The 21,222-nt window shown below is 43.8% G+C and carries 22 protein-coding genes; 6 read left to right on the top strand and 16 right to left on the bottom strand.

The window, feature by feature from the left end; translation table 11 throughout:
• Window positions 1–255 precede the first annotated feature (255 nt).
• The 8 genes from AC0J2F_RS04980 to AC0J2F_RS04945 are packed head-to-tail and all read right to left on the bottom strand — an operon-like array spanning window position 256 to window position 8,898.
• Window positions 256–957 carry a sulfite exporter TauE/SafE family protein gene (locus AC0J2F_RS04980; RefSeq protein ID WP_473009110.1) on the bottom strand — a complete coding sequence of 234 codons (702 nt, stop codon included), beginning with the start codon at window positions 955–957 and terminating at the stop codon, window positions 256–258.
• Window positions 958–1,413: a FixH family protein gene (locus AC0J2F_RS04975; protein ID WP_473009109.1), complete on the bottom strand. Its 456-nt coding sequence runs from the start codon at window positions 1,411–1,413 to the stop codon at window positions 958–960.
• Window positions 1,414–1,425: 12 nt separating this feature from the next.
• Window positions 1,426–2,847, bottom strand: coding sequence for a cytochrome c oxidase accessory protein CcoG (gene ccoG, locus AC0J2F_RS04970; RefSeq protein WP_473009108.1), 1,422 nt, complete (start codon window positions 2,845–2,847; stop codon window positions 1,426–1,428).
• A gap of 10 nt (window positions 2,848–2,857) precedes the next feature.
• Window positions 2,858–3,823, bottom strand: a complete 966-nt coding sequence (locus AC0J2F_RS04965) for a cbb3-type cytochrome c oxidase N-terminal domain-containing protein (protein WP_473009107.1) — start codon at window positions 3,821–3,823, stop codon at window positions 2,858–2,860.
• On the bottom strand, window positions 3,820–4,014 hold the full coding sequence (locus tag AC0J2F_RS04960) for a cbb3-type cytochrome oxidase subunit 3 (protein ID WP_473009106.1): 195 nt from the start codon (window positions 4,012–4,014) through the stop codon (window positions 3,820–3,822). Before AC0J2F_RS04960 ends, AC0J2F_RS04965 begins: the two co-directional genes overlap by 4 nt.
• Window positions 4,015–4,016: 2 nt before the next feature.
• On the bottom strand, window positions 4,017–6,227 hold the full coding sequence (ccoN, locus tag AC0J2F_RS04955; RefSeq protein WP_473009105.1) for a cytochrome-c oxidase, cbb3-type subunit I: 2,211 nt from the start codon (window positions 6,225–6,227) through the stop codon (window positions 4,017–4,019).
• A gap of 4 nt (window positions 6,228–6,231) precedes the next feature.
• On the bottom strand, window positions 6,232–6,435 hold the full coding sequence (gene ccoS / locus AC0J2F_RS04950; RefSeq protein WP_473009104.1) for a cbb3-type cytochrome oxidase assembly protein CcoS: 204 nt from the start codon (window positions 6,433–6,435) through the stop codon (window positions 6,232–6,234).
• Window positions 6,436–6,495: 60 nt separating this feature from the next.
• The gene (locus AC0J2F_RS04945; protein ID WP_473009103.1) at window positions 6,496–8,898 is read right to left on the bottom strand and encodes a heavy metal translocating P-type ATPase; all 2,403 of its coding nucleotides are present in this window, start codon (window positions 8,896–8,898) and stop codon (window positions 6,496–6,498) included.
• Between the two features lie 117 nt (window positions 8,899–9,015).
• Between AC0J2F_RS04945 and AC0J2F_RS04940 the strand changes: the two genes are divergently transcribed.
• A complete protein-coding gene (locus AC0J2F_RS04940) occupies window positions 9,016–9,861 on the top strand; it encodes a universal stress protein (protein WP_473009102.1) in 846 nt (281 codons plus the stop codon).
• Here the strand turns inward: AC0J2F_RS04940 and AC0J2F_RS04935 are convergent.
• The 5 genes from AC0J2F_RS04935 to AC0J2F_RS04915 all read right to left on the bottom strand — a co-directional run bounded on the left by AC0J2F_RS04935 (window position 9,847) and on the right by AC0J2F_RS04915 (window position 14,619).
• Window positions 9,847–10,482 carry a hypothetical protein gene (locus AC0J2F_RS04935; RefSeq protein WP_374957880.1) on the bottom strand — a complete coding sequence of 212 codons (636 nt, stop codon included), beginning with the start codon at window positions 10,480–10,482 and terminating at the stop codon, window positions 9,847–9,849. The genes AC0J2F_RS04940 and AC0J2F_RS04935 overlap by 15 nt on opposite strands.
• A 39-nt stretch (window positions 10,483–10,521) precedes the next feature.
• Window positions 10,522–11,367 (bottom strand): universal stress protein, encoded by an 846-nt coding sequence (locus tag AC0J2F_RS04930; protein WP_473009101.1) that lies wholly within the window; start codon window positions 11,365–11,367, stop codon window positions 10,522–10,524.
• Between the two features lie 67 nt (window positions 11,368–11,434).
• Entirely contained in the window at window positions 11,435–12,259 is an 825-nt protein-coding gene (locus tag AC0J2F_RS04925; protein ID WP_473009100.1) for a universal stress protein, read from the bottom strand.
• A gap of 67 nt (window positions 12,260–12,326) precedes the next feature.
• The gene (locus AC0J2F_RS04920) at window positions 12,327–13,391 is read right to left on the bottom strand and encodes a response regulator (RefSeq protein ID WP_473009099.1); all 1,065 of its coding nucleotides are present in this window, start codon (window positions 13,389–13,391) and stop codon (window positions 12,327–12,329) included.
• Entirely contained in the window at window positions 13,384–14,619 is a 1,236-nt protein-coding gene (locus AC0J2F_RS04915; protein ID WP_473009098.1) for a PAS domain-containing sensor histidine kinase, read from the bottom strand. The genes AC0J2F_RS04920 and AC0J2F_RS04915 overlap by 8 nt, the downstream gene beginning before the upstream one ends.
• A gap of 97 nt (window positions 14,620–14,716) precedes the next feature.
• On the opposite strand from AC0J2F_RS04915, the gene AC0J2F_RS04910 reads away from it, so the two are divergent.
• Genes AC0J2F_RS04910 through deoD form a run of 4 tightly spaced genes read left to right on the top strand, consistent with a single transcriptional unit; the run spans window position 14,717 to window position 16,769 of the window.
• Window positions 14,717–15,124 (top strand): hypothetical protein, encoded by a 408-nt coding sequence (locus tag AC0J2F_RS04910; protein WP_473009097.1) that lies wholly within the window; start codon window positions 14,717–14,719, stop codon window positions 15,122–15,124.
• Entirely contained in the window at window positions 15,125–15,424 is a 300-nt protein-coding gene (trxA, locus tag AC0J2F_RS04905) for a thioredoxin (RefSeq protein ID WP_473009096.1), read from the top strand. It abuts the gene before it with no gap.
• Window position 15,425: 1 nt separating this feature from the next.
• On the top strand, window positions 15,426–16,067 hold the full coding sequence (gene deoC / locus AC0J2F_RS04900; RefSeq protein WP_473009095.1) for a deoxyribose-phosphate aldolase: 642 nt from the start codon (window positions 15,426–15,428) through the stop codon (window positions 16,065–16,067).
• A gap of 3 nt (window positions 16,068–16,070) precedes the next feature.
• Window positions 16,071–16,769 (top strand): purine-nucleoside phosphorylase, encoded by a 699-nt coding sequence (deoD, locus tag AC0J2F_RS04895; RefSeq protein ID WP_473009094.1) that lies wholly within the window; start codon window positions 16,071–16,073, stop codon window positions 16,767–16,769.
• 71 nt (window positions 16,770–16,840) lie between these two features.
• Here deoD and AC0J2F_RS04890 read toward each other — a convergent pair whose 3' ends face one another.
• On the bottom strand, window positions 16,841–17,674 hold the full coding sequence (locus AC0J2F_RS04890) for a universal stress protein (protein WP_473009093.1): 834 nt from the start codon (window positions 17,672–17,674) through the stop codon (window positions 16,841–16,843).
• 134 nt (window positions 17,675–17,808) lie between these two features.
• Window positions 17,809–19,194: an MBL fold metallo-hydrolase gene (locus tag AC0J2F_RS04885; protein WP_087524468.1), complete on the bottom strand. Its 1,386-nt coding sequence runs from the start codon at window positions 19,192–19,194 to the stop codon at window positions 17,809–17,811.
• Between the two features lie 628 nt (window positions 19,195–19,822).
• Here AC0J2F_RS04885 and era point away from each other — a divergent pair.
• Window positions 19,823–20,707: a GTPase Era gene (gene era / locus AC0J2F_RS04880; protein ID WP_087524469.1), complete on the top strand. Its 885-nt coding sequence runs from the start codon at window positions 19,823–19,825 to the stop codon at window positions 20,705–20,707.
• On the opposite strand, the gene AC0J2F_RS04875 is transcribed toward era, so the two are convergent.
• Window positions 20,698–21,192: a GTP-binding protein gene (locus AC0J2F_RS04875; protein WP_087525534.1), complete on the bottom strand. Its 495-nt coding sequence runs from the start codon at window positions 21,190–21,192 to the stop codon at window positions 20,698–20,700. The genes era and AC0J2F_RS04875 overlap by 10 nt on opposite strands.
• Window positions 21,193–21,222 lie beyond the last annotated feature (30 nt).

The raw sequence follows: 21,222 nt of genomic DNA, 5'->3' as shown, positions 1-21,222 counted from the left end.
AACTAAAGCGGTAGGAGCAGCTAGAATATGATATTGGTCAGCTTGGCAAATTCCTTTTGAGGATTTTTGGCACGAGAGTTGTTATATTTTAAACGACACTCATTTTTATGATTGTCAAGGAATTGAAACATAAAGTAAATGCCCGAGCATCCCTAAAAAGAAACAATTCCATGCCTTGAAATCTGTCTTTACTAACGTATACTTGCAGATAAGAAATACAATCAAAAAAGCGCGACTTTTACAAGCCGCGCTTTTTTAGTGACATTCAATTTTAGCCTCTATTTTCTGCGGATTTAATTTAGGAGAGACATAGGGGATTCCCAAGCCCAATCCACGAAGTATAAACAAACAAGCTATTAAAGCGACCATAACTGGAATTGCTTTGCGAATTTTGAGCTGTATGGTTTTGTTCAAGAAATTTCCGGCATAGATGGCTCCTGTCATAAGGGGCAAAGTTCCTAGGCCAAACAGCATCATATACAGGCTTCCTTGCCAGGGGTTGGCCAAAGCTAAAGAACCGAATACAGCCATATAGACCAGACCACAGGGTAAGAACCCGTTGAGGAGTCCAAGGGTTAAAAAGGTGTCCGGGCGTTTGGATTTAAGTGCTTGTCCTAGGGCAGACTTAAGCTTGCCAATTGCTAGCGCCAAAGGTTTGGAAAGACTGTATTTAAAGAGTATTCGTTGCGGAATTGCCACTGTTAACAACAGCAGTACTCCGGCAATGATGCTCAAGTATTGTTGCGCCCCGAATAAAGAGAGTCCTTTTCCTAAGAATCCGAAGATAAGTCCTAAGAGACCGTATGCGGTGAATCGACCTAAGTGATAACTGCCTATCTGTACCAAGCGAAGGCTGTGGTTGTCTCGACTGACAGGTAAAAGAAAGGCAATGGGACCACACATGCCAACGCAATGCAGGCTACCCAATAAACCTAATATTAAGCCGGAAACTAGCATTTAATAATGTATAGTGGTTTCGTAAAGAAATGGTTTCCCTTGGTACTCCCAAGATACTTTAATGTTCCAGCGACCGTCCAACAAGCGGGTTTCAGGTATGAGCAAATTGGATTCCGATAGAATAAATGGAAAGTCGGAATCGAGATGCTTGTCAGACGGTCTGTATAGGAACACTGTACCTTTAGTATTTTCTGTATTGAGTTCTTCTGGAAACTCTAGGATCCAGCCCTTTGGAGCTCTTTTGCTCACTATTGGCCCAGAGAGGGTAGCTAGATTCTGTTTGGCTTCCAGCTGCTGATTCAAGATCAGCTCTTGTTTATAATAATCTTCTACCACCAATTCGTGGTCGTATTTGGAATCGGTCATCATAGTGATGACAAAATACAGGATGAACCCTATGAACAGCAGCATGCCGATCACCAGTCCTGTTCCCCAATTCAATTTTACAGTGCTCATACCGTTTGAATTTTATTGATAACTGATAGGACCTAGAAAGGTGGTTTTAGCCGTTTCGATAAGCTCGTCCCCACTGTAGACCCCGATTTTTAATTTGATATTGTCTGCATCTACTTCCCTTCTTGGAATATCGATGTATAAAGTTCCTTCTGCCAAGCCTTGTCTGGGCACATCAAAGTTGTCCATACTCACAATGGTCACTGTTCCATCGTGAGAAAGCAGTTTAAAAGTAATGTCGGCCACCTGGTCGCTGGTTTTGTTCACCAGTTTGTAGGTGTATACATTGCTGATGATGTTATTCTCCTTCTTCTGATACAATTGTCCAGGTAGTCGAAGAATAGTAGCTTCCAAGTCGTTTCTCAAGAACAGCATCCCGCTAAAGATCCCGATCAAGATCAGTAGTACGGCAGAGTAGCCTTTTAAGCGTGCGTTAAAAGTGAACTTGGCCTTCTTTTCTATATTGTCCTCGCTGGCGTAGCGAATTAACCCTATAGGCAGATTTACTGCTTCCATCATGGAATCGCAGGCATCGATACAAGCTGTACAATTCACGCATTCCAATTGGGTACCGTTCCTAATGTCAATTCCGGTAGGACAAACGTGCACGCATTGAAAGCAATCGATACAATCTCCTTTGCCACTCGCGGTGCGATCTTCGTTCTTTTTAAACTTGGCCCGACCCGTCTCTTTTTCCCCGCGCTTGTGGTCGTAAGCTACTACAATGGACTTGTTGTCTAGCAAAACACCTTGTAAGCGGCCATAGGGACAAGCGATAACACAGACCTGCTCTCTAAACCAGGCGAACACAAAGTAGAATACCGCAGTAAAGATCAGCAGCGATATAAAAGTGCTCATGTTCTGCAGCGGACCTTCTGTGATGTATTCCAATAGTTTATCACTGCCTATTAAATAAGCGAGAAACACATTTGCTATCAGAAAAGAGATAATAAAGAACACGGTCCATTTGGTGACTCTTTTTCTGATCTTTTCCGCATTCCAAGCTTGTTTGTCCAGACGGATCTGTTTTCCTCGATCACCTTCTATCCAGTATTCGATCCGTCTAAAGACCATCTCCATAAAAATGGTCTGAGGACATATCCATCCGCAGAAAAGTCGGCCAAAGGCGACCGTAAAAAAGATCACAAAGACCACCCCAATGATCATCATGATCACAAAAAGGTGAAAGTCTTGTGGCCAAAATGGAAACCCAAAGATGTTGAATCGACGCTCCAGCACATTGAGCAAGAGGAACTGATTCCCATTTATTTTTATAAAGGGAGCAGAGAACAAAAAAGCTAGTAGCACATAGCTTACAATTTTGCGGTACTCGTAAAAGCGACCACTGGGTTTTTTAGGATATATCCAGGCGCGCTTACCCTTGTCGTCAATGGTGGCAATACTGTCTCTGAATACTTCGTTCTCTGGGGTTTCCATGACAATAGTCTTAGTTCATCGATATTCCAGCCGTAGCAGTGGAATCGGTGATCACTTCGGATGCTTCCAGTTCGGACTCTACTGTTTCGTCGCCTGCATTCGGATCGACCCATAATTCGCCATCTGCCGGTAAGGCATCTGGTGGATTACTGCCTTGCATACTCAGTACATAACTGGCTAGCTGTGCAATTTCATTTGGCGTAAAGGTTCGGTTCCAGTTTACCATACCCTTCCCGGGGCGACCTCCTTTAGAAATGGTAGTAAAGACATTGCTAATACCACCGCCCAAAATCCAGTATTCGTCTGTGAGGTTAGGACCGGTTAGCCCTCCACCGTCAGGTTTATGGCATACAGCGCAGTTTTTCTCAAAGCGATTCTTTCCGGCACTTAGGTCTGCGGCATCAGTTAACATGACTACCGTAGATGCATCCACCAGATCTTTAGCTTGTGCCTTGTAGGCCTCTATAGCCAAGCGAGCTTCTTCCATCTCGGTCTCAAATTCAGTTGCCTGATCTTCCCCTCGAAAAACATGGTATTTGGCCATATAGATTACTCCAAAAATGATGGTCACATAGAATCCGTACAACCACCAAGGCGGAAGTTTATTATCTAATTCTTTTATACCGTCGTAATTGTGGTCTAGAATGATCTCGCCTTCTTCTTCTATAGGACGACTGCCCAATAGTTTCTTGTAAATACGCTTAAGGCCAGCAAATTGATTGGCTTTTGCTTCTGCAGTTGCGGCGTCGTATTTAGCGCGTTTTTCTTCGTCCATGGCGCGGTAGAGGATACTGTTCAAAGCTTCCACGCTGTATTCAATTGCCATGGCGAATAAGAATACAAACACCACTACTCCCCAAAGAATTGGGTGTTCGGCATAAGTGTATTCAGTTCCTGTGTCTACTACCCAATCCAGTACAAAATAGGCCAGAATAGTGACCAGAGCGATTCTTAAATAAGCATTTGTATTTTTCATGATGTAGCGTTTTGTTGGTTATCTTCATCCTCTAGCGGAATGTTGCTGACTTCTCTGATGTGCTCTTTCTTGGCGGTAAAAACCCACCAGAAAAGCAAGGAAAAGAACACAAAGAAGATGAGCAGTGAAATGATGGGGTAAACCTGTACCCCGTCAATTTGTTCTAAAGATCCTTTTACAAATTTTAGCATGATTACGGTTGGTTTTTAGCGGTTACGTCTTCTGCATTCTCGATCTTAATGTCTGTGCCCAAACGCTGCAGATATGCGATCAAGGCCACTACTTCACGGTCTTTCATTTCTATAAATTCCGGATTGCCGGCATTCTTAGCCTCCGTATAGCTCTCCTTAAAGTCCGGATCGTTCATCAAGTTGCTCTCAATTTGAGCTCCTTGCTCGTCCATCCAAGTCTGAGCACGGGCAACATCCTCATCGGTATAAGGCACGCCTAAACTGATCATGGCACGCATTTTAGCCTCAGTCTTAGATTTGTCTAAACCGTTTCTTATGAGCCAAGTGTATTTAGGCATGATAGAACCTTCTGATACAGACTGCGGATTGTTGAAGTGACGCAAATGCCAACTGTCGTTGTATTTGCCTCCAATGCGCATAAGGTCTGGCCCGGTGCGTTTGGATCCCCAAAGGAAAGGGTGATCATAAACGTATTCTCCGGAACGCGAGTACAAGTTATTGCCTGACCAGTCGTAGCGTTCTACCTCTGAGCGGAACGGACGAATAAGCTGTGAGTGACAAGCGTTACAGCTTTCTCTGATATAGATGTCACGACCTTCTAATTCCAATGGAGTGTAAGGCTTCACTGTGGTAATGCGGGGCACATAATCGTCTACCAAAAGCGATGGAATGATCTGTACCATACCTCCAATAAGGATCGCAACAGTTGCATAGAGTGTCAAACGAACCGGACGACGCTCCAACCAAGTGTGGTAGCCTTCTTTAGCGGTGCGTTTTGTAGTTACGCGTTGCAGCGGAGCAGCCTCAGCTAACTCATCGGTTACTTTACTTCCTTGTTTTACGGTCTGGACAATATTATAGATCATCACAATAACCCCAAGGATGTACAAACTACCACCAATGGCACGCATCCAATACATAGGCATGATCTGGTCTACAGTTTCCAAGAAGTTACCGTAGGTCAATGAACCGTCTGGGTTGAATTGCTTCCACATAGAAGCCTGAACAAATCCAGCAACGTACATCGGCAAGGCATAGATGATGATTCCTAAGGTTCCGATCCAGAAGTGGGCATTGGCCAAACGGATAGAGAACAAGGAGGTTTTAAACAGTTTTGGGAACAACCAATAGATCATACCAAATGCTAGGAAACCGTTCCAAGCCAAGGCGCCAATGTGCACGTGAGCAATGATCCAGTCGCTAAAGTGAGCTACTGCATTGATGTTCTTTAGCGAAAGCATAGGGCCTTCAAAAGTTGCCATTCCGTAGCCGGTAATAGCCACTACCATGAATTTCAATACTGGGCTAGTGCGTACCTTATCCCAAGCTCCTCGCAAGGTCAAAAGTCCGTTGATCATCCCACCCCAAGAGGGTGCAATTAACATGACCGAAAAGGCCACCCCGAGGTTTTGTGCCCAATCTGGCAGTGCAGAATAGAGCAAGTGGTGTGGTCCCGCCCAGATATAAATAAAGATCAGTGACCAAAAGTGTACTATAGACAAACGATAGGAATACACAGGTCTGTTAGCGGCTTTAGGTACAAAATAGTACATCAGCCCTAGGAAAGGTGTAGTTAAAAAGAAGGCTACCGCATTGTGGCCGTACCACCATTGTACCAGCGCATCTTGCACTCCTGCGTAAGCAGAATAACTTTTAAGTGCTCCAACGGGCATTTCAATGCTGTTTACTATATGCAATACAGCAACAGTGACAAAGGTTGCTAGGTAAAACCAGATCGCCACATAGAGGTGACGCTGTCTTCTGCGCAATATCGTCCCGATAAGGTTGGCCCCAAAGACCACCCAAACCAAGGCAATGGCAATATCAATTGGCCATTCTAATTCGGCGTATTCTTTAGAGGTGGTGTAGCCCAGCGGAAGCGTGATCGCTGCAGATACAATGATAAGCTGCCATCCCCAGAAATTGATCTTACTGAGCAGATCGCTAAACATTCTGGTCTTGAGCAGGCGTTGGGTAGAGTAGTAGACCCCTGCGAAGATCGCATTACCCACAAAGGCAAAGATTACTGCATTGGTGTGTAAAGGTCTTAATCTACCAAAGCTCAGCCAGGAAATGCCGTCTGTCAGGTTGGGGAACATAAACATAAAGGCCAGTAGGAGTCCTACGGCCATCCCTATGATACCCCAAAAAATACAGGCTATCAGGAAATTCTTGACAATTTTGTTGTCGTAATAAAACTGTTGTGTTTCCATAGATTTACGGTTGCTCGTTGGTTGAATCTTTTATAGTTGTAGTTGATGTTTCTGGCCCGTCTTTGATCAATTCATCTTCGAATAACATGCGTACGGCAGGAGTATAAGTGTCGTCGTATTGTCCGCGCTTCACAGAAATGATAAAAGCGATGAAAAAGACTATCGCCACGCAGATGCTCACACTTAATAAGAGAAAAATAATACTCATACCTAATTAGAATATTGGTGTAAAAGTAGCGGTGGGCGAGGGCGGAAAATATGACATTGGTCAGTTTCGATTTTTTCTGTTGGATTTTAGCAGACGCATGCCAAAATATCGTGTGCTAATGGTGGTGAAGATCACTATGCTAATAGAACTAAGCGGCATTAAAATAGCAGCAACCACAGGCTCCAGATGTCCAGTAACCGCAAAGCCCAAACCGATCAGGTTGTATAAGAGCGAGATGGCAAAACAGCTGTAAATGATCTGCTTGCCTAGCTTGGCAAGACCAAAGAAAGCCCTGAGTTTTTCAAAGGAATCAGCTTGTAAAATGGCATCAGATGCCGGGGTGAATACATTGGTGTCTTCTGCTATTGCGATACCAATATCGGATTGTGCCATGGCCCCAGAATCATTAAGGCCGTCTCCTATCATCATTACTTTATGCCCTTGGTCTTGTAAAGCTTTTATATAATCCAGTTTGTCTTGAGGCGATTGTTTGTAGCGGACCTCTGTTCCGGCAGGGATCAAGGCGTTCAAATGACTGGCCTGGCTATCATTGTCTCCCGTAAGCACGGCCAATTTCTTGCTTGTAGCTAGGGCGTGCAGTAGTTCTTTGAGACCTTGGCGATATTCGCTTTGAAATACATAATGCCCTTTGTACTGCGCTCCGCTGCTTATATGTACCACAGCGCCTTGGGCCTTTGCACTGGCCTGATTGTGAACAAAACTAGAAGCACCTATTTTCATGCTTTGTTCGTTCTTGGAGGCTGCGATCCCCTGGCCAAGAGTTTCGGAGAAATCGTCTAAACTCACGATCTCCTGCTCTTCTAAGGTGTTGTATAAACTTCGACTCAAAGGGTGATTAGAAGCTCTGAGCGAGCTGTATAGTAAGCGTTGTTCTTCTACACTTAAAGGAAGACCGTGATAAGAGAACGCACTTTGGGCTGGCGTGCTCAGGGTACCTGTCTTGTCAAAAACTACGGTATCGATACTGCTCCAATTTTCAATGGTTGCACTGTTTTTAACGTAGCAGTTATTGCGCCCAAAAAGACGCACCAGGTTTCCTAAGGTAAAAGGTGCACTCAAGGCTATGGCACAAGGGCAAGCAACTATGAGTACTGCAGTGATCACATTGAACATCATGCTAGGGTCCAGAAACCACCAGACCAAGCCGCTCAGTACTGCGATGCTAACAATGGTAATGGTAAATCGTTTGCTGATCTGGTCTGTCAAGCTGTTAAAGCGCAAGCTTTTCCCCTTGTCAAAGGCCGCATTACCCCAGAGCTGGGTCAGATAGCTTTGACTTACCGTTTTAGTTACCTCAATTTCTATGGCTGCCCCACATTGTTTACCACCGGCATAAAGGGTTGCTCCTGCACTTTTGTGAATGGGTAAGGCCTCTCCCGTAACAAAGCTATAATCTATTAAGGCCTCACCCTGTTGTAGTGTTCCGTCTACAGGGATGATCTCGTTAGAGCGTATGAGTAAGTGATCGCCTTTTTGAATGTCTTTTAGTGGGATCTGTGTTTCCTGTAATTTGCCTTTGATTTTGCTTAGACGAGTAACTCCGAGTGGAAAATAGGACTTGTAATCGCGTTCAAAAGAGAGGTAAGAATAGGTTTTTTGTTGGAAGAATCGACCTAAAAGTAAAAAGAAGACCAAACCACTCAGGCTGTCAAAGAATCCCGGGCCCCAATCCATGATCACATCGATCACTGACCTTAAGAATAACACACTTACTCCAAGAGCGATTGGTAAGTCTATATTTAGCATGCCAGATCGCAAACCTTTAAAGGCGGCTTTGAAATAATCCGAAGCCGCATAAAAAACCACTGGCAGCGAAAACAGCAGCATTATGGTTCTGAACATGGGCTTGTAGTGTTCTAGCCAGATCTCATCGAAATCAAAATACTCCGGAAACGACAGAAACATAATATTGCCAAAGGCAAATCCGGCTATACCCAATTTATAGATCAGACTGTGGTCTTGTTTGTGCTTATCTTGTTCTGCGGAGGCCAGGTTGATCTTGGGTTCATATCCAATACGACTCAGCAATATCACAAGGGCCTTTACAGACAATTCCTTTTGGTTGAACTGAATCTGCGCTTTTTTGGCCGGAAAGTTTACCGTACTGCTATACACACCAGGATGTAGTCGTCCAAGATTTTCCAATACCCAAATACAAGAGCTGCAGTGAATTGCAGGAATTTCAAAACTTATCAGCTGCCGATCAGCTTCGCTGAATTGCAAGAGACTGGCAGCGATTTCTGAGTTGTCGAGATAATCGAAATGTGTTGTTGCTTTATTTTGGGAGGTGCCAGGTGCTTTTTCGAGCTCGTAGTAGTACTCCATACCGTTCTGATGCAAAATGTCATAGACCGTTTTGCAGCCGTTGCAACAGAAGGATTTTTGCTGATGTATGATGGGCGATCGTCCGCAGGGATTTCCGCAGTGATAACAGGCTTCCATAGTTTTGCTCTAATACCTACAGCAAAGATGCGTAGCACGGCTTTGCAGAACTATGACGGATGTCATTCTTCTAGTTTGGCAAACTGTGGTATCTTTAATCCGATTCAAATCTGAACTATGACACGCATCTTGCTGCTCACCGATTTTAGTGAAAACGCCACCCAAGCCATACATTACGCCTTTGCTTTATGGAGTGGTCAGCCTTGCGAATTCTATGTGCTTAATGTGCAGAAGTCTTCTGATTTTACTACGGATGACCTACTCACCGCTAAACCACATGAGAGCATATTTGCCAGTATAATTGCAGACAACAAAGCGGCTTTAGATACTTATATCAAAGGTTTGGAGCATTTTATTACAGACGAAGATTTCAGGCTGATCCCTAAGGTGGATTACGACGTCTTTACAGATTCTGTAAACCAAGTGATTGCCGGCAATGCCATAGACTATGTTGTCTTGGGAACCAATGGTGCCAGTGATGCTAAGGAGGTTATTTTTGGGAGCAATGCCCTACAAGTTATTCGCAATGTTGCTTGCCCAACACTTATAGTACCAGAAGGCTTCACTTATCGTCCTTTGGCAGAGGTCTTATACACCCAAACAGAACAATTTAATCCAGATGCCGCACAGCTCAAACCCGTTGTGCAATTGCTAGCAGATCGAGCTAGTAGGGTGCATTTGTTGGCCATTCATACTCCAGACAGCTCAGATTTAAAACAATTGGAAGAGACCCTAGCTGCTTTGTCAGAGGATCCGTTTGGAGTTTTGGAGACTGAAGCAGTGGTGGAGACCTTAGAAGGGTTGCCAGTGCCTCAGGCCGTGAATGCCTACGAACAGCTTAATGAAGTCGATCTGCACGTTTTCTTTGTGCAGAAAGAATCGTTTTTGAAACGTTTTCTCTTTGGATCCGATACAGGCCAGATCAGCCACAAGACCAGAGTACCTCTTTTAGTCCTTCACTAAGAGAAGCTGTTCTTTTTCTAAGGCCTCCAACAAGAGCCCGACATAATCGTTGATGTTGCGTTTAAAATTCCCGTCTACTACGTCGATCTTTCCGCTCCATAACAATTCTCTAGCTTCACCAGGACAAATACAGTACAAATTGGTTTCGGTATGATATAGTTTGTACTGCTGGGGTACAGAACGGGTTTCGTAATATTTTTGTGAACGCAAATAATCTTGCGCAAAGCCATCAAAGGTTTCGCCTATGTCTTTAAAGGATTGCACCATGGTAACTTTTTCCGTTACTCCTAAGATTTTGGTAAAGAGGATGGCGTCAAAACCAGCTTCTAAAAGCTGTTTTTCTATTGCGTCCAGATCTTCTTCCGATTGTTCATTTTGTAAAAAGGCAGACTCAAAGAAATCTACCGAACGCACGGCTATTACACCTTTGGATTCTAAACGAGTACTCAGGGTACCTTCATAGATTCTTCGGTTGTTCAGATCGTCCGAAAGGCCTATGACTAAGACCTTATTGGCTTCGTAGACAGGTGTTTCTTGACTTTTCCAACTGCTAATGAGTTGTGTAGAACGACAAGATACCATCAGCAAAAAAACAAAAATTACAAGTGCAGAATTTTTCATCAATTTTTAAATTTTGTGCTCATTTCATAGCGTTAAGGCCTAAGATTCGGTGTGTAAGGTAAGTACCGGAACCTTAGAGTGATAGTTGAGTTCTCTAGCCAATGGTCTTCTAAACCAATTGGAGAAGATGCCGTGTTTAGGGTTTATAAAAGCCACCATACTGCTATCGCGACTTTGCACAAAGCAGTTCAAACCTGTAGGAATGTCCACATTTTCTAAAAGGTGGAAACTGTGTTCTACTACTTGCAGCATAGTCGTTAGGAGTTTCTTTTGATTTTTCTGATCCGAATCCAAAGGCTCTTCGCTAATGTGCAAGACCCTGATCGGGGCTTTGCACAAGTGAGCCATTGTGGTCAAATGCTGCATTTGCTGCTTTTTATATCCTTCTCTAAAACTCGTTGGAAAAACAATTTCTTCCATACGTCCAAAAATTGCCGATTTGGGAATTGCCAAAACCGGGCAACAGCGAATCTTTTCCATTACAGCCAAAGTGTTACCGCCCAAGAGCACATCTATGGCATCTGTCGCGCCTTTGGTACCCATAATGACCAGATCAATGTCCTTATCGCGACATACATTGGCAATAGCCTCTGTTAAAAAGCTGTATTCCGAGATATAATGAAACCGGTGTTGTGTGGATTCATCTCTAAAGGCCAATTGGCGTGAGAGTTTTTTTAAACCAGCTGCCGAGGCCTCCTTGAGCTCATCTAACTGGGGCAAGCCCAGTTGTGAGGCCATAAGGTTTTCGGTTATTTGTGTACTCGGCGTGTAGGCGTGCAATACATAAAAATCGCATGCTTCTTTATCAAAGAGTTCTATGGCGTAAGAAATCGCATTCCAAGAATTTTTAGAAAAATCTGTGGGTAGCAGGACACGTTTGTTCATAGTCGATGAATTTGATATGAAACTACACTACCAGAGCTACTAAAACTATGATATATGTCAGCAGAGTTTACTCGTGAAGCAGCAATACGGGGAGTTGGTTCTCAAAAACCGAGGCGTGCCCATTGCTTATAGGGTTAAAAAGTAATTGTTCGCAAAAACTGCGATTTTTAGCCAGTAAGCCCAATACGCCTATAGGGTGTTTTTGCTGGTACTCATCTAAGGCGGCATAAAGTGCTCCACCGTGAATCTCGTCAAAAGCCTCAGGATCTTCAATGAACTCGTTTAAAAATTCGCGGTTGGCCAATTGAATCGCACTAAGCTCTGGGTTGTTCTTACTAAAGTGCAATACTTTAAGACGCAAAGCATTGGTGCCTGCAAAACCCATTAAGGTATTGAGTACACTACTCTGATAGTAGTTGTTGTAATTCGTCGCAAAGGCCAGGGTAGCCGTTGGTTGTAAGCTGGCTTTTGGAGGCACGATCAAGAACGGACACTGCACTCTAATGATTACATCCTGTGCAAATCGTCCAAGTCGCGGCTGTTTCTCTTCCGAACAACACCCAATGACAATTAATTCAATGTCGTGTTCAACTACAATTTTGCGCAATGCTTCCACAGGAGGTAGGTCCAAGAAAAAGACATCAGCACGATGTCGTTTTGGATCGAGATGTTTTTGAAAATTGACGTTGAATTGTTGCAGTTTTATCCGATTAGAAGCGCATTTTTCTCCTTTACAGGGTAGTTTGGCTGGTTTTTTTCCGGGCTTGGAATGGCAGTCGGATACATAGACCAAATGGTAGTGCACAGACTCATTGGCAAAACAACGCGCCGCATACTGGGCGGCCGTGGCTGCATTCTTTGAAAAATCCGTTGCAATAAGAATCTTGCGCATAATACCTATAGATTGCTCCAAAGGTAAGCGGACACTTTGCGCTAAAGAATGACAAAAGTCAGTTTTGCTATTCCATTTGCTCCAAAGCCATCAGATTGAGGATCTTTATGTTGCGTCCTTCTATGGCGATCCAACCATTTTTCTTGAACTGAGATAAGGTTCTAATAAGACTTTCAGTTGCTATTCCAGCAACACTGGCCAAGTCGTGTCTAGAAATTCGGATCTGTTGTTCAGAATCATCATTCAAGATAGCTGCGAACTGTAAGATGGTTTGAGCAGTTTTTCTACGGACCGAGCCGTAGGCCATTTGCAGCAGCTGTTCTTTGATGTTGTTAATGTCGTCCGCTAGCAAGTTGATAAGCTCTAAGGTCAGTTGCTGATTCTCTTCGAGTATGTTGACAAACTCTTGTTTAGAAACGGCCAGTAATTCTGCATCTTCAAGGGCAGTTGTAGATTCGTGATGCGCTCCGTTCTCCAAGATCTGTTCTAGGCCTAAAAAGCTTCCTTCTTTGCGTAATGAGGTAATGAGTTCTTTGCCGTTCTCGTCCATGGTAAAGCACTTTACCACTCCGGAGTTTATCAGGTAGATCTGATGAATTCTGTCTCCTTGCTCATAAATGGACTCACCCTTCTCATAGTTTTGAATTTCACCCTTGTCTCCTAAAAAGGCAATGAGTTCTGGTAGGTTTTTAAGTTTGCCTTCTTCTTGCTGCGGATTTGCCTCTTGCTGTTTTTTACTTACCTGATTCAACAAAGTTGATTTTGCCAAACGGCTTTTAATGGCGCTGAGTAATTCTTCCTCTTCGCAGGGTTTGGTCAAATAATCGTCCGCTCCCATATCCATTCCCATACGGACTTCCTTGTGCTCAGTTTTAGCAGACAGAAATATAAACGGGATGTGCTGCGTCTTGTGATGATCAGACAGGGCTTCCAGTACGCCGTAACCATCTATTTCTGGCATCATAATGTCGCAGATGATCAAGTCTGGAACTTCTCTTAAAGCTTCGGTTATGCCTCGTTTTCCGTTTGGGGCAGTAAGGACCTTATAGCCTTCCAACTCTAATAATTCTGCAGTGTTTTCGCGTAGCACCGTATCGTCTTCTATCAATAAGATAGTTTTAAGCTCATCCATGATTCTCTTTGGTTGGAATTTGAATAGTAAAAACTGTGCCTTCCCCAGGCTCACTGCTAAAGGAGATCTGTCCTCCCAAGTTTTCCAAATGGGTTTTAGCAATATTGAGTCCAATACCGGTTCCCTGGGTCAGTAAGGCATTTTCCGCTCTAAAATAGCGATTAAAAATGTGTTTTTGATCGGCCTTGGGTATCCCTATCCCTTGGTCTTTGATGTGTAAGGTAAGTAGGTCGTTCTCATGTTCACCCTCTATAGTCACCCGAGTTCCTTCGCCTGAATACTTTACCGCATTTCCAACCAAATTAGATAGCACCAGTTCTAAGATTTTTTCGTCAAACAGTAATTCTACCTCTTCTAAATTGTCTGGATAATTGATGCGCTGGCCTTCTTTAAGTAGGGTGCTGGCATCATAAACTACCTCGTTAAGCACTTTGCTCAAGGGGAAACGGCTGTAGTTGTAACTCACTTTACCGGTTTCAAGTCTTTCTATAGACAAGAAATCGTTTAAGATATTGTTGAGGTATTTTACCTTACTTTTAATAGTGTTGAGGTGTTTGTCGCGTTTGTCTTGCTGCTCAGAAGTCTTGTATTTAGAGATCAGGGTTGCAGAACTCAAGATTCCGCTTAACGGCGTTTTAAACTCATGGGATACCAAAGACAAGAACTTTGTTTTAAGTTCTCCTAGTTCCCGTTCCTTTTGCAAGGCTTCCTTGGTCTTGGCCTCTGCTTCAATTCGTTTTGCGACTTCTTTGCGGAGCACCTTTACCGCATCGTCGAGTTCTTGCGTACGCTCTTTGATCTTGTCTTCAAGCTGTTCGTTGAGTTCCAAGATCTGACGCTGTTGTTCCACTCGTTCCGATATGTCGATCACAATGGCCATGACGTAGTGCTTTCCCTGTAATTCAAAAGGATTTAGACCAGCTTCTAAGGGAAACTTACTTCCGTCTTTCCGCTGGCCATAAAGCTCCCTACCTTGTCCCATGGTGCGTTTCGCGCTCTGGTGCATGAAACCGTCCACATAACCAACATGGGCCTTGTGGTATTCCATTGGGATGAGAATGTTTAGCGGTTCGCCCATTAGATGTCCCGGAGGATACCCAAACATTTGGTGCGCTGCTGTATTTGCCGAGGCGATGCGTTGATCCGGAGCCACTACGATTATTCCTTCGGAAACCGCGTTAAAGATGGTTTCCACTATTTTGATATCTCCGGGGTTGCTCACGTTCATTGCACTAAAAATAAGGATTTTTTAGCCCCTTTCACTGCTGATATTTATCATTATTTTAAAGGGGAACTTATTCTAGTTTTACCTAAATTTAATCGATATGAGCACAAAAGAACCCTTAGCCCCTTTTTATCAGCACCTTGGGCATCTGTTTTATGCCGTTGCTGCTAGTGATAAGGTGGTCAGAAAATCAGAAATGGAAACCCTGCAGGCCATGGTATTATCCAAATGGGTGCCTTTAGGCGATGCAGAAGACGAATTTCATACCGATCTGGCATATCATATTGAGATCGTGTTTGACTGGCTTAAGCACAACGTCAAGGGTGCCGAAGAATCCTTTGAAAGATTCGCCACCTATGTAGAAGCACATCCGCAGGAGTTTACCCGCAAACGCAAACAGATGATCTGGGAAACGGCTAATGATATTGCAGAAGCCTTTAGTGGAACCAACAAATCAGAGCTCATCATGCTTTCTAAGTTGCGATTGCTTCTCAATAAAATTGACTAGATGAAAAGTTCCTTTAACGATCTTGTCTCAAGCCACCCTTTGGTTTTGGTAGACTTCTTTGCCACCTGGTGTGGCCCCTGCAAAGCCTTAGCGCCCATATTGAGCGAGGTCAAAGCAGATTTAGGCGACAGTCTAAAGATCGTTAAGATCGATGTAGATCAACACCCAAAACTCGCCGCGGCACAGCAGGTACGAGGTGTGCCGACCATGGTTCTATTTAAGAATGGAAAAGCGGTATGGAGACAATCCGGTCTGCTTCAAAAATCGGCAATAATTCAAACTGTAAATCAGCACAGCTAAAGTGAACCTAGCGTCTTATATAGATCATACATTATTAAATCCTACCGCTACAAAAGCGGAAATAACGTCTCTTTGTGAAACGGCCATCGAACATCAATTCAAGGCTGTTTGTATCCCCGAATCTTATTTGGAGCTAGGGAGTGAAGTCTTGGGCGATTCTTCGGTTGCACTGTGTACAGTTATCGGGTTTCCCTTAGGGTACGATTCTACAGCAGTAAAGGTCTTTCAAACAAAAACGGCCATTGCCAAAGGAGCTACAGAAGTCGATATGGTGATCAATCAAGGTTGGTTTCAAGCCGGCGACTACAATGGGGTGACGACAGAGATCGCTGCAGTGAAACAAGCGACCCAGGGGTGTTGCTTGAAAGTGATTATAGAAACGGCCAATCTCCATCCGACTCAAATTGCTCGCGCTGCGAGCTGCGTTCTGAGCGCCGGAGCAGATTTTGTCAAAACTTCAACGGGCTTCGCCTCTAGGGGTGCTTCATTAGAAGATATTGCCATTTTGCAAGCGCAGGTTGGTGGAAAAATCGGGATCAAAGCCTCTGGAGGAATCAAAACCCACAATCAGGCTATGGCCATGATAGAGGCTGGTGCTACACGTATAGGGACCTCCAACGGGGCGGCCTTACTAAAACCTTAAATTATGAGTACACATATAGCGGCAAAAGCCGGAGAAATTGCAGAAGCAGTGCTTTTGCCCGGGGATCCTATGCGCGCCAAATGGATTGCTGAGACCTTTTTAGAAGATGCTTATTGTTACAATGAAGTACGGGGTATGCTTGGTTTTACAGGCACTTATAAAGGTAAGCGCGTATCTGTTCAAGGCACAGGAATGGGAATACCCTCTGCACTTATCTACTGTCATGAGTTGATCAATGATTACGGTGTTAAAAAGCTTATCAGAGTGGGCAGTGCCGGCTCTTATCAGCCAGATATTAAACTCTACGACATTGTGATCGCCATGGCGGCTTCTTCGACTTCTGGTATAAACAACTCCAGATTTATAAATGCGGACTATTCGCCTACGGCAGATTTTGAATTGTTCTTCAAGGCGGCAACCTATGCCAAAAACGCTGGTATCCCTATTAAAGCAGGGAATGTGCTCTCTGCGGATGAGTTCTACGAAGATGACCCAGAAGCCTACAAGCAATGGGCAAATTTTGGAGTGCTTTGCGTAGAAATGGAAGCGGCCGGGCTCTACACCGTTGCTGCAAAACATCAAGTACAAGCTTTGGCCGTACTCACTATTTCGGACTCTTTGGTCACCAAGGCTCAGACCAGTGCCAAACAGCGCGAGCAGACGTTTTCTACCATGATTGAGATCGCCCTAAATACCTTGTAAAACAAAAGAGCGAATCTGCAGTAAGATTCGCCCTTTCTTCGATTGAAAAACATACTAAATCAAAAATACCACTACATTTTTTGAGTAAGTACGGGTAGTACCGAATGGTTAACCACATCTTCACCTATACTGCCTGCGAAGAAGTGAGCCAATCCGCTTCTACCGTGGGTTGGGATAGCAATAGCATCTGCTTTATTCGAGAAGCTATAGTTGAATATCCCGTCTTCTACCGTGTAATCATTGTAGTGATTCACGTCGCTAGGTCTGAGGTCTTCTATCCCAGCCTGAGCAAAGAATTTAAAGATACGATCCTCAATCTCTATACTGGATCTAAAGCGCTCTCCCGGTAAGTTGATATATGCCAACTCCATTTGAGCACCAAGCACATTGATCAAATTGCGGATTCTTTTAAAAGCATCGATGTTCTCGGTTTTGAAATCACAAGCAAAGACCACTTTATCGATGGTAAAATCTGCCATATGTTCTTTGATCACCAAAACTGGAGTACTTGCAGTTCGAACCACTTTTTCTGTGTTAGATCCTACGAAAACCTCTTTGAGTCCAGTGCTCCCGTGAGAACCCATTACTATCAGATCGGCGTCACAAGAAATCGCGACATCATTGATCTCGGTGAAATTGGTGTAGTTCTTTACGTTCTGGTGAACTGTGACCCCATTTAAATAAGGGGCAGACAGCAATTCGTCAAAACGTTTTTCTGTCAATTTCATATGATACATCGCTTCAAAGACTTCCTGAGACTCGTCTTTGGTAAGGACAGCATCTGTTAAGCCCATCATATGGACTACATGGATAGAAGCGCCGTGCTTTTTAGCGATAGCAGCAGCTACTTCCATAGCGTATTTAGAATAATCCGAAAAGTCTACGGGTACTAAGATATTTTTCATGGTTTATCAGTTTAATTTGCTCATTAATAGTTCAAATATACCGGGCAGTTCAACAATAAAATATGACCATTGTCATACAGCCCTAAGGCCTGTTGTGACTGGGGTGAACTGATATAACCTTAAACGAAAAGTAATTAGGAGACTATTTCTAGTCCTTCTTGTCTGATGGCTCCGAAGCCACCTGCTACATCTATTACGTTGTGATAACCTCTGCGTTTTAAAATGGAAGCTGCGATCACAGATCGATAGCCACCCGCGCAATGCACATAGAACTTTCCATCTTTTGGGAATTCACTGTAATGATCGCTAATGAAATCCAATGGTGTTAAATGTGCGTCAGGTAGGTGAGCCGTATTGTATTCGTTCTCTTTGCGCACATCAAATACCACTGCATCTTTGTCGGCAATGGCTTTTTTAAGTACTGCCGGACTTACAGATTCCAGGTCGTCTGTCGCCCGACCTGAAGCCGCCCATGCAGCTACTCCTCCTTTTAAATATCCCAGCGTATTGTCAAAGCCTACTCGCGAGAGTCGGGTAACAGCCTCTTCTTCTTTGCCTTCGTCTACCACCAATAATATCGGTAAGGAGATGTCGGCTATCAAGGCGCCGACCCAAGGTGCAAAACTACCGTGTAAACCTATAAAGATAGACCTCGGAACATGGCTCTTAATGAAATCTTGTTGATGTCTTACATCCAAGACAATGGCCTGATGTTGTTCTGCTAATTGCTCAAACTCTTCTGGACTCAAAGGAGTGGTCCCTTGTGCTACAATGGTGTCTATGGATTCGTAGCCTTCTTTGTTGAGTTTTACGTTTAGTGGAAAATACTTCGGAGGCGGGAGTAGTCCGTCCGTCACTTCTGCAATGAACTCATCTTTGCTCATATCTGCGCGAAGTGCGTAGTTCATTTGTTTTTGATTCCCCAGAGTGTCTACTGTTTCTTTAGACATGTTCTTTCCACAAGCAGATCCCGCTCCGTGAGCTGGGTATACTATTACCTCGTCAGGAAGCGTCATGATCTTAGAGCGCAAACTTTCGTATAGTAATCCGGCTAAATCCTCTTGGGTCATGTCTGCCGCTTTTTGAGCTAGGTCTGGTCGGCCTACATCTCCTAAAAAGAGGGTGTCGCCACTAAAAATGGCATGTGGTCTGCCAGCTTCATCCTGTAGCAAGTAAGTAGTACTTTCCATAGTATGCCCCGGAGTGTGTAGCACTTTTATGGTACAATCACCTAATGGAAATTCTTGCCCGTCTTGCGCAATCAAGGCGTCAAAACTCGGATTGGCCAAGGGTCCATAAATTATTGGAGCTCCGGTTTTTTCAGATAAGGTTAAATGGCCACTGACAAAATCCGCATGAAAATGAGTCTCAAAGATGTATTTGATCTCACCAACAGCTTTTGCCTTTTCAATGTAAGGGGCTACCTCTCGCAGCGGATCAATAATGGCAACTTCACCATTACATGAGATCATATAAGCGCCCTGTGCCAGGCAACCTGTGTATATCTGTTCAACCTTCATGGAGTTCTAAATTTATGAGCGGTAAAAATACAAAATAAAAAGGCCTCCCCTGAACTACCTATGAAAATCGGGGAGGCCAATTGCCGCTGTGCAGTTGCACAGCAACCCAGTGCAGCTAAGTTAAATCTCAAATACGGAACAGCAGCACTGAGCCCCCAGTATATACTTATTTCTCATCGTTTATAAAATATGATTGACCAAATTGAATAATAGTAAGGATTGTATTTTTATGGATCAAAAAACTTCACATTATGGCCAGCTTTTCCTAACTCTAGGAATAAATTTTAAAACCCCGAATAACGCAGGGATGCACAGTCAGATCGTCTTTTTTTGTCTGCGAGGTTTAACAACTTACAAATACTAGACTCTCATTCTGTGACGTCGTGTTCGGGGTTTGAGCAGCTTTTCTGCGAAAATCTAAAACCAGCAACTACTTGGTATTCTAGAATTCACATCAAAGCCTATTTTCAAAATCACTATAGTACTTAAATCATTGATTTAGTCTAATTTGCTCGATTCAAAAATATTGTTTTAGGTTATACTTCGGAATGAAAATAGGTAAAGTGACACTTCTTAGCGGTCAATAAATGCTTTAAAGAGGTGAGTGGAATTATCGTACCTTTGTCCCATGGCACATAAAGCAGGCTTTGTCAATATAATTGGGAACCCCAATGTGGGTAAGAGTACGCTGATGAACGCATTGGTGGGCGAGAGGCTATCTATAATCACCTCTAAAGCGCAGACCACGCGCCACCGTATATTGGGAATTGTCAATGGCGATGACTTTCAGGTGATCTTAAGCGATACCCCGGGAATTATTAAGCCGGCTTATGAATTGCAGACTGCCATGATGGATTTTGTGAAGTCTGCCTTTGAAGATGCCGATGTATTGCTCTATTTGGTCGAATTAGGGGAGAAGTCGCTTAAGGACGAGGCCTTTTTTAACAAGATCAGCAATAGTAAGATCCCTGTGCTCTTATTGATCAATAAGATAGATACCGGAGACGAAGAAAAGCTCAAAGAGGCCTTTGCACTCTGGTCAGAGCAGCTTCCCAATGCGGAGATCTTCGCTATTTCTGCTTTAGAGAACTTCGGAGTGGAACAGGTCTTTAAGCGTGTCTTGGAACTTTTGCCAGAATCTCCGCCTTTCTACCCTAAAGATGCGTTGACAGACAAGCCAGAGCGCTTCTTTGTCAATGAGACCATCCGAGAGAAGATCCTATTGCATTACAAAAAAGAGATCCCGTATTCGGTAGAGATCGAAACCGAAGAATTCTTCGAAGAAGATGACATTATCCGCATGCGCTCGGTGATCATGGTAGAGCGCGACTCTCAAAAAGGGATCATCATTGGGCATAAAGGTGCCGCCATCAAGCGCGTAGGTATGGAAGCCCGCAAAGACCTGGAGAAATTTTTTGGCAAGCAAGTTCATTTAGAACTCTACGTAAAAGTGAATAAGAATTGGCGGTCTAGCGAAAGGCAATTGAGACGCTTTGGGTACAATCAGTCTTGATTGATTAGCTCCCACATGAACTTGTGAAGTTCGAGCATCTGGCCACGCCCGGTCGCCTTTCCCATCCGACCTAAAAAATACAACACAAACCAGCTGAGCACCATTAATAACATTAGTGCAACGGGTACGGCGATTGATTCTTCTAAGGCAAAATTAGAATAGGCCCATACACCAAAAGTCAGAAATAATACAGCGACCATAAAATGCAAGAACATAAATAAGGTCCAGACGGTACTTCTTGGGCCGAACAAGCCTCGTATCTCTGCGGTAGTATCGCTCAGTGGATTGATTACAAGATCTAGCTGTGGGGACCAATATTGCTGTCTGGCCTTGGGAATTTTAATGAACACATGTGCGTCCACTTGTGTAGTGATAAATCCCTTTGGGTCGCTAGCAGCTTTAAAATCTGCGAGTAATTTTTCTGCGGATTTTTCCACGCTCAGCTTGAACCTAGGCCTTAATACTATGTCTTGATTAACTTTCACAGCCTCCAAAGTCTGGTATTTTGATCAGAA

The sequence above is a fragment of the Gilvibacter sp. CC01 genome, from assembly GCF_055755295.1.
Note: the sequence above shows the minus strand (reverse complement) of the source record. Positions and strands in the feature narration are given on the sequence as shown.

Coding starts and splice junctions, on each gene's coding strand:
- AC0J2F_RS04980 (WP_473009110.1), bottom strand. CDS start 957: ATGCTAGTTTCCGGCTTAATATTAGGTTTATTGGGTAGCCTGCATTGC.
- AC0J2F_RS04975 (WP_473009109.1), bottom strand. CDS start 1,413: ATGAGCACTGTAAAATTGAATTGGGGAACAGGACTGGTGATCGGCATG.
- ccoG (WP_473009108.1), bottom strand. CDS start 2,847: ATGGAAACCCCAGAGAACGAAGTATTCAGAGACAGTATTGCCACCATT.
- AC0J2F_RS04965 (WP_473009107.1), bottom strand. CDS start 3,823: ATGAAAAATACAAATGCTTATTTAAGAATCGCTCTGGTCACTATTCTG.
- AC0J2F_RS04960 (WP_473009106.1), bottom strand. CDS start 4,014: ATGCTAAAATTTGTAAAAGGATCTTTAGAACAAATTGACGGGGTACAG.
- ccoN (WP_473009105.1), bottom strand. CDS start 6,227: ATGGAAACACAACAGTTTTATTACGACAACAAAATTGTCAAGAATTTC.
- ccoS (WP_473009104.1), bottom strand. CDS start 6,435: ATGAGTATTATTTTTCTCTTATTAAGTGTGAGCATCTGCGTGGCGATA.
- AC0J2F_RS04945 (WP_473009103.1), bottom strand. CDS start 8,898: ATGGAAGCCTGTTATCACTGCGGAAATCCCTGCGGACGATCGCCCATC.
- AC0J2F_RS04940 (WP_473009102.1), top strand. CDS start 9,016: ATGACACGCATCTTGCTGCTCACCGATTTTAGTGAAAACGCCACCCAA.
- AC0J2F_RS04935 (WP_374957880.1), bottom strand. CDS start 10,482: ATGAAAAATTCTGCACTTGTAATTTTTGTTTTTTTGCTGATGGTATCT.
- AC0J2F_RS04930 (WP_473009101.1), bottom strand. CDS start 11,367: ATGAACAAACGTGTCCTGCTACCCACAGATTTTTCTAAAAATTCTTGG.
- AC0J2F_RS04925 (WP_473009100.1), bottom strand. CDS start 12,259: ATGCGCAAGATTCTTATTGCAACGGATTTTTCAAAGAATGCAGCCACG.
- AC0J2F_RS04920 (WP_473009099.1), bottom strand. CDS start 13,391: ATGGATGAGCTTAAAACTATCTTATTGATAGAAGACGATACGGTGCTA.
- AC0J2F_RS04915 (WP_473009098.1), bottom strand. CDS start 14,619: ATGAACGTGAGCAACCCCGGAGATATCAAAATAGTGGAAACCATCTTT.
- AC0J2F_RS04910 (WP_473009097.1), top strand. CDS start 14,717: ATGAGCACAAAAGAACCCTTAGCCCCTTTTTATCAGCACCTTGGGCAT.
- trxA (WP_473009096.1), top strand. CDS start 15,125: ATGAAAAGTTCCTTTAACGATCTTGTCTCAAGCCACCCTTTGGTTTTG.
- deoD (WP_473009094.1), top strand. CDS start 16,071: ATGAGTACACATATAGCGGCAAAAGCCGGAGAAATTGCAGAAGCAGTG.
- AC0J2F_RS04890 (WP_473009093.1), bottom strand. CDS start 17,674: ATGAAAAATATCTTAGTACCCGTAGACTTTTCGGATTATTCTAAATAC.
- AC0J2F_RS04885 (WP_087524468.1), bottom strand. CDS start 19,194: ATGAAGGTTGAACAGATATACACAGGTTGCCTGGCACAGGGCGCTTAT.
- era (WP_087524469.1), top strand. CDS start 19,823: ATGGCACATAAAGCAGGCTTTGTCAATATAATTGGGAACCCCAATGTG.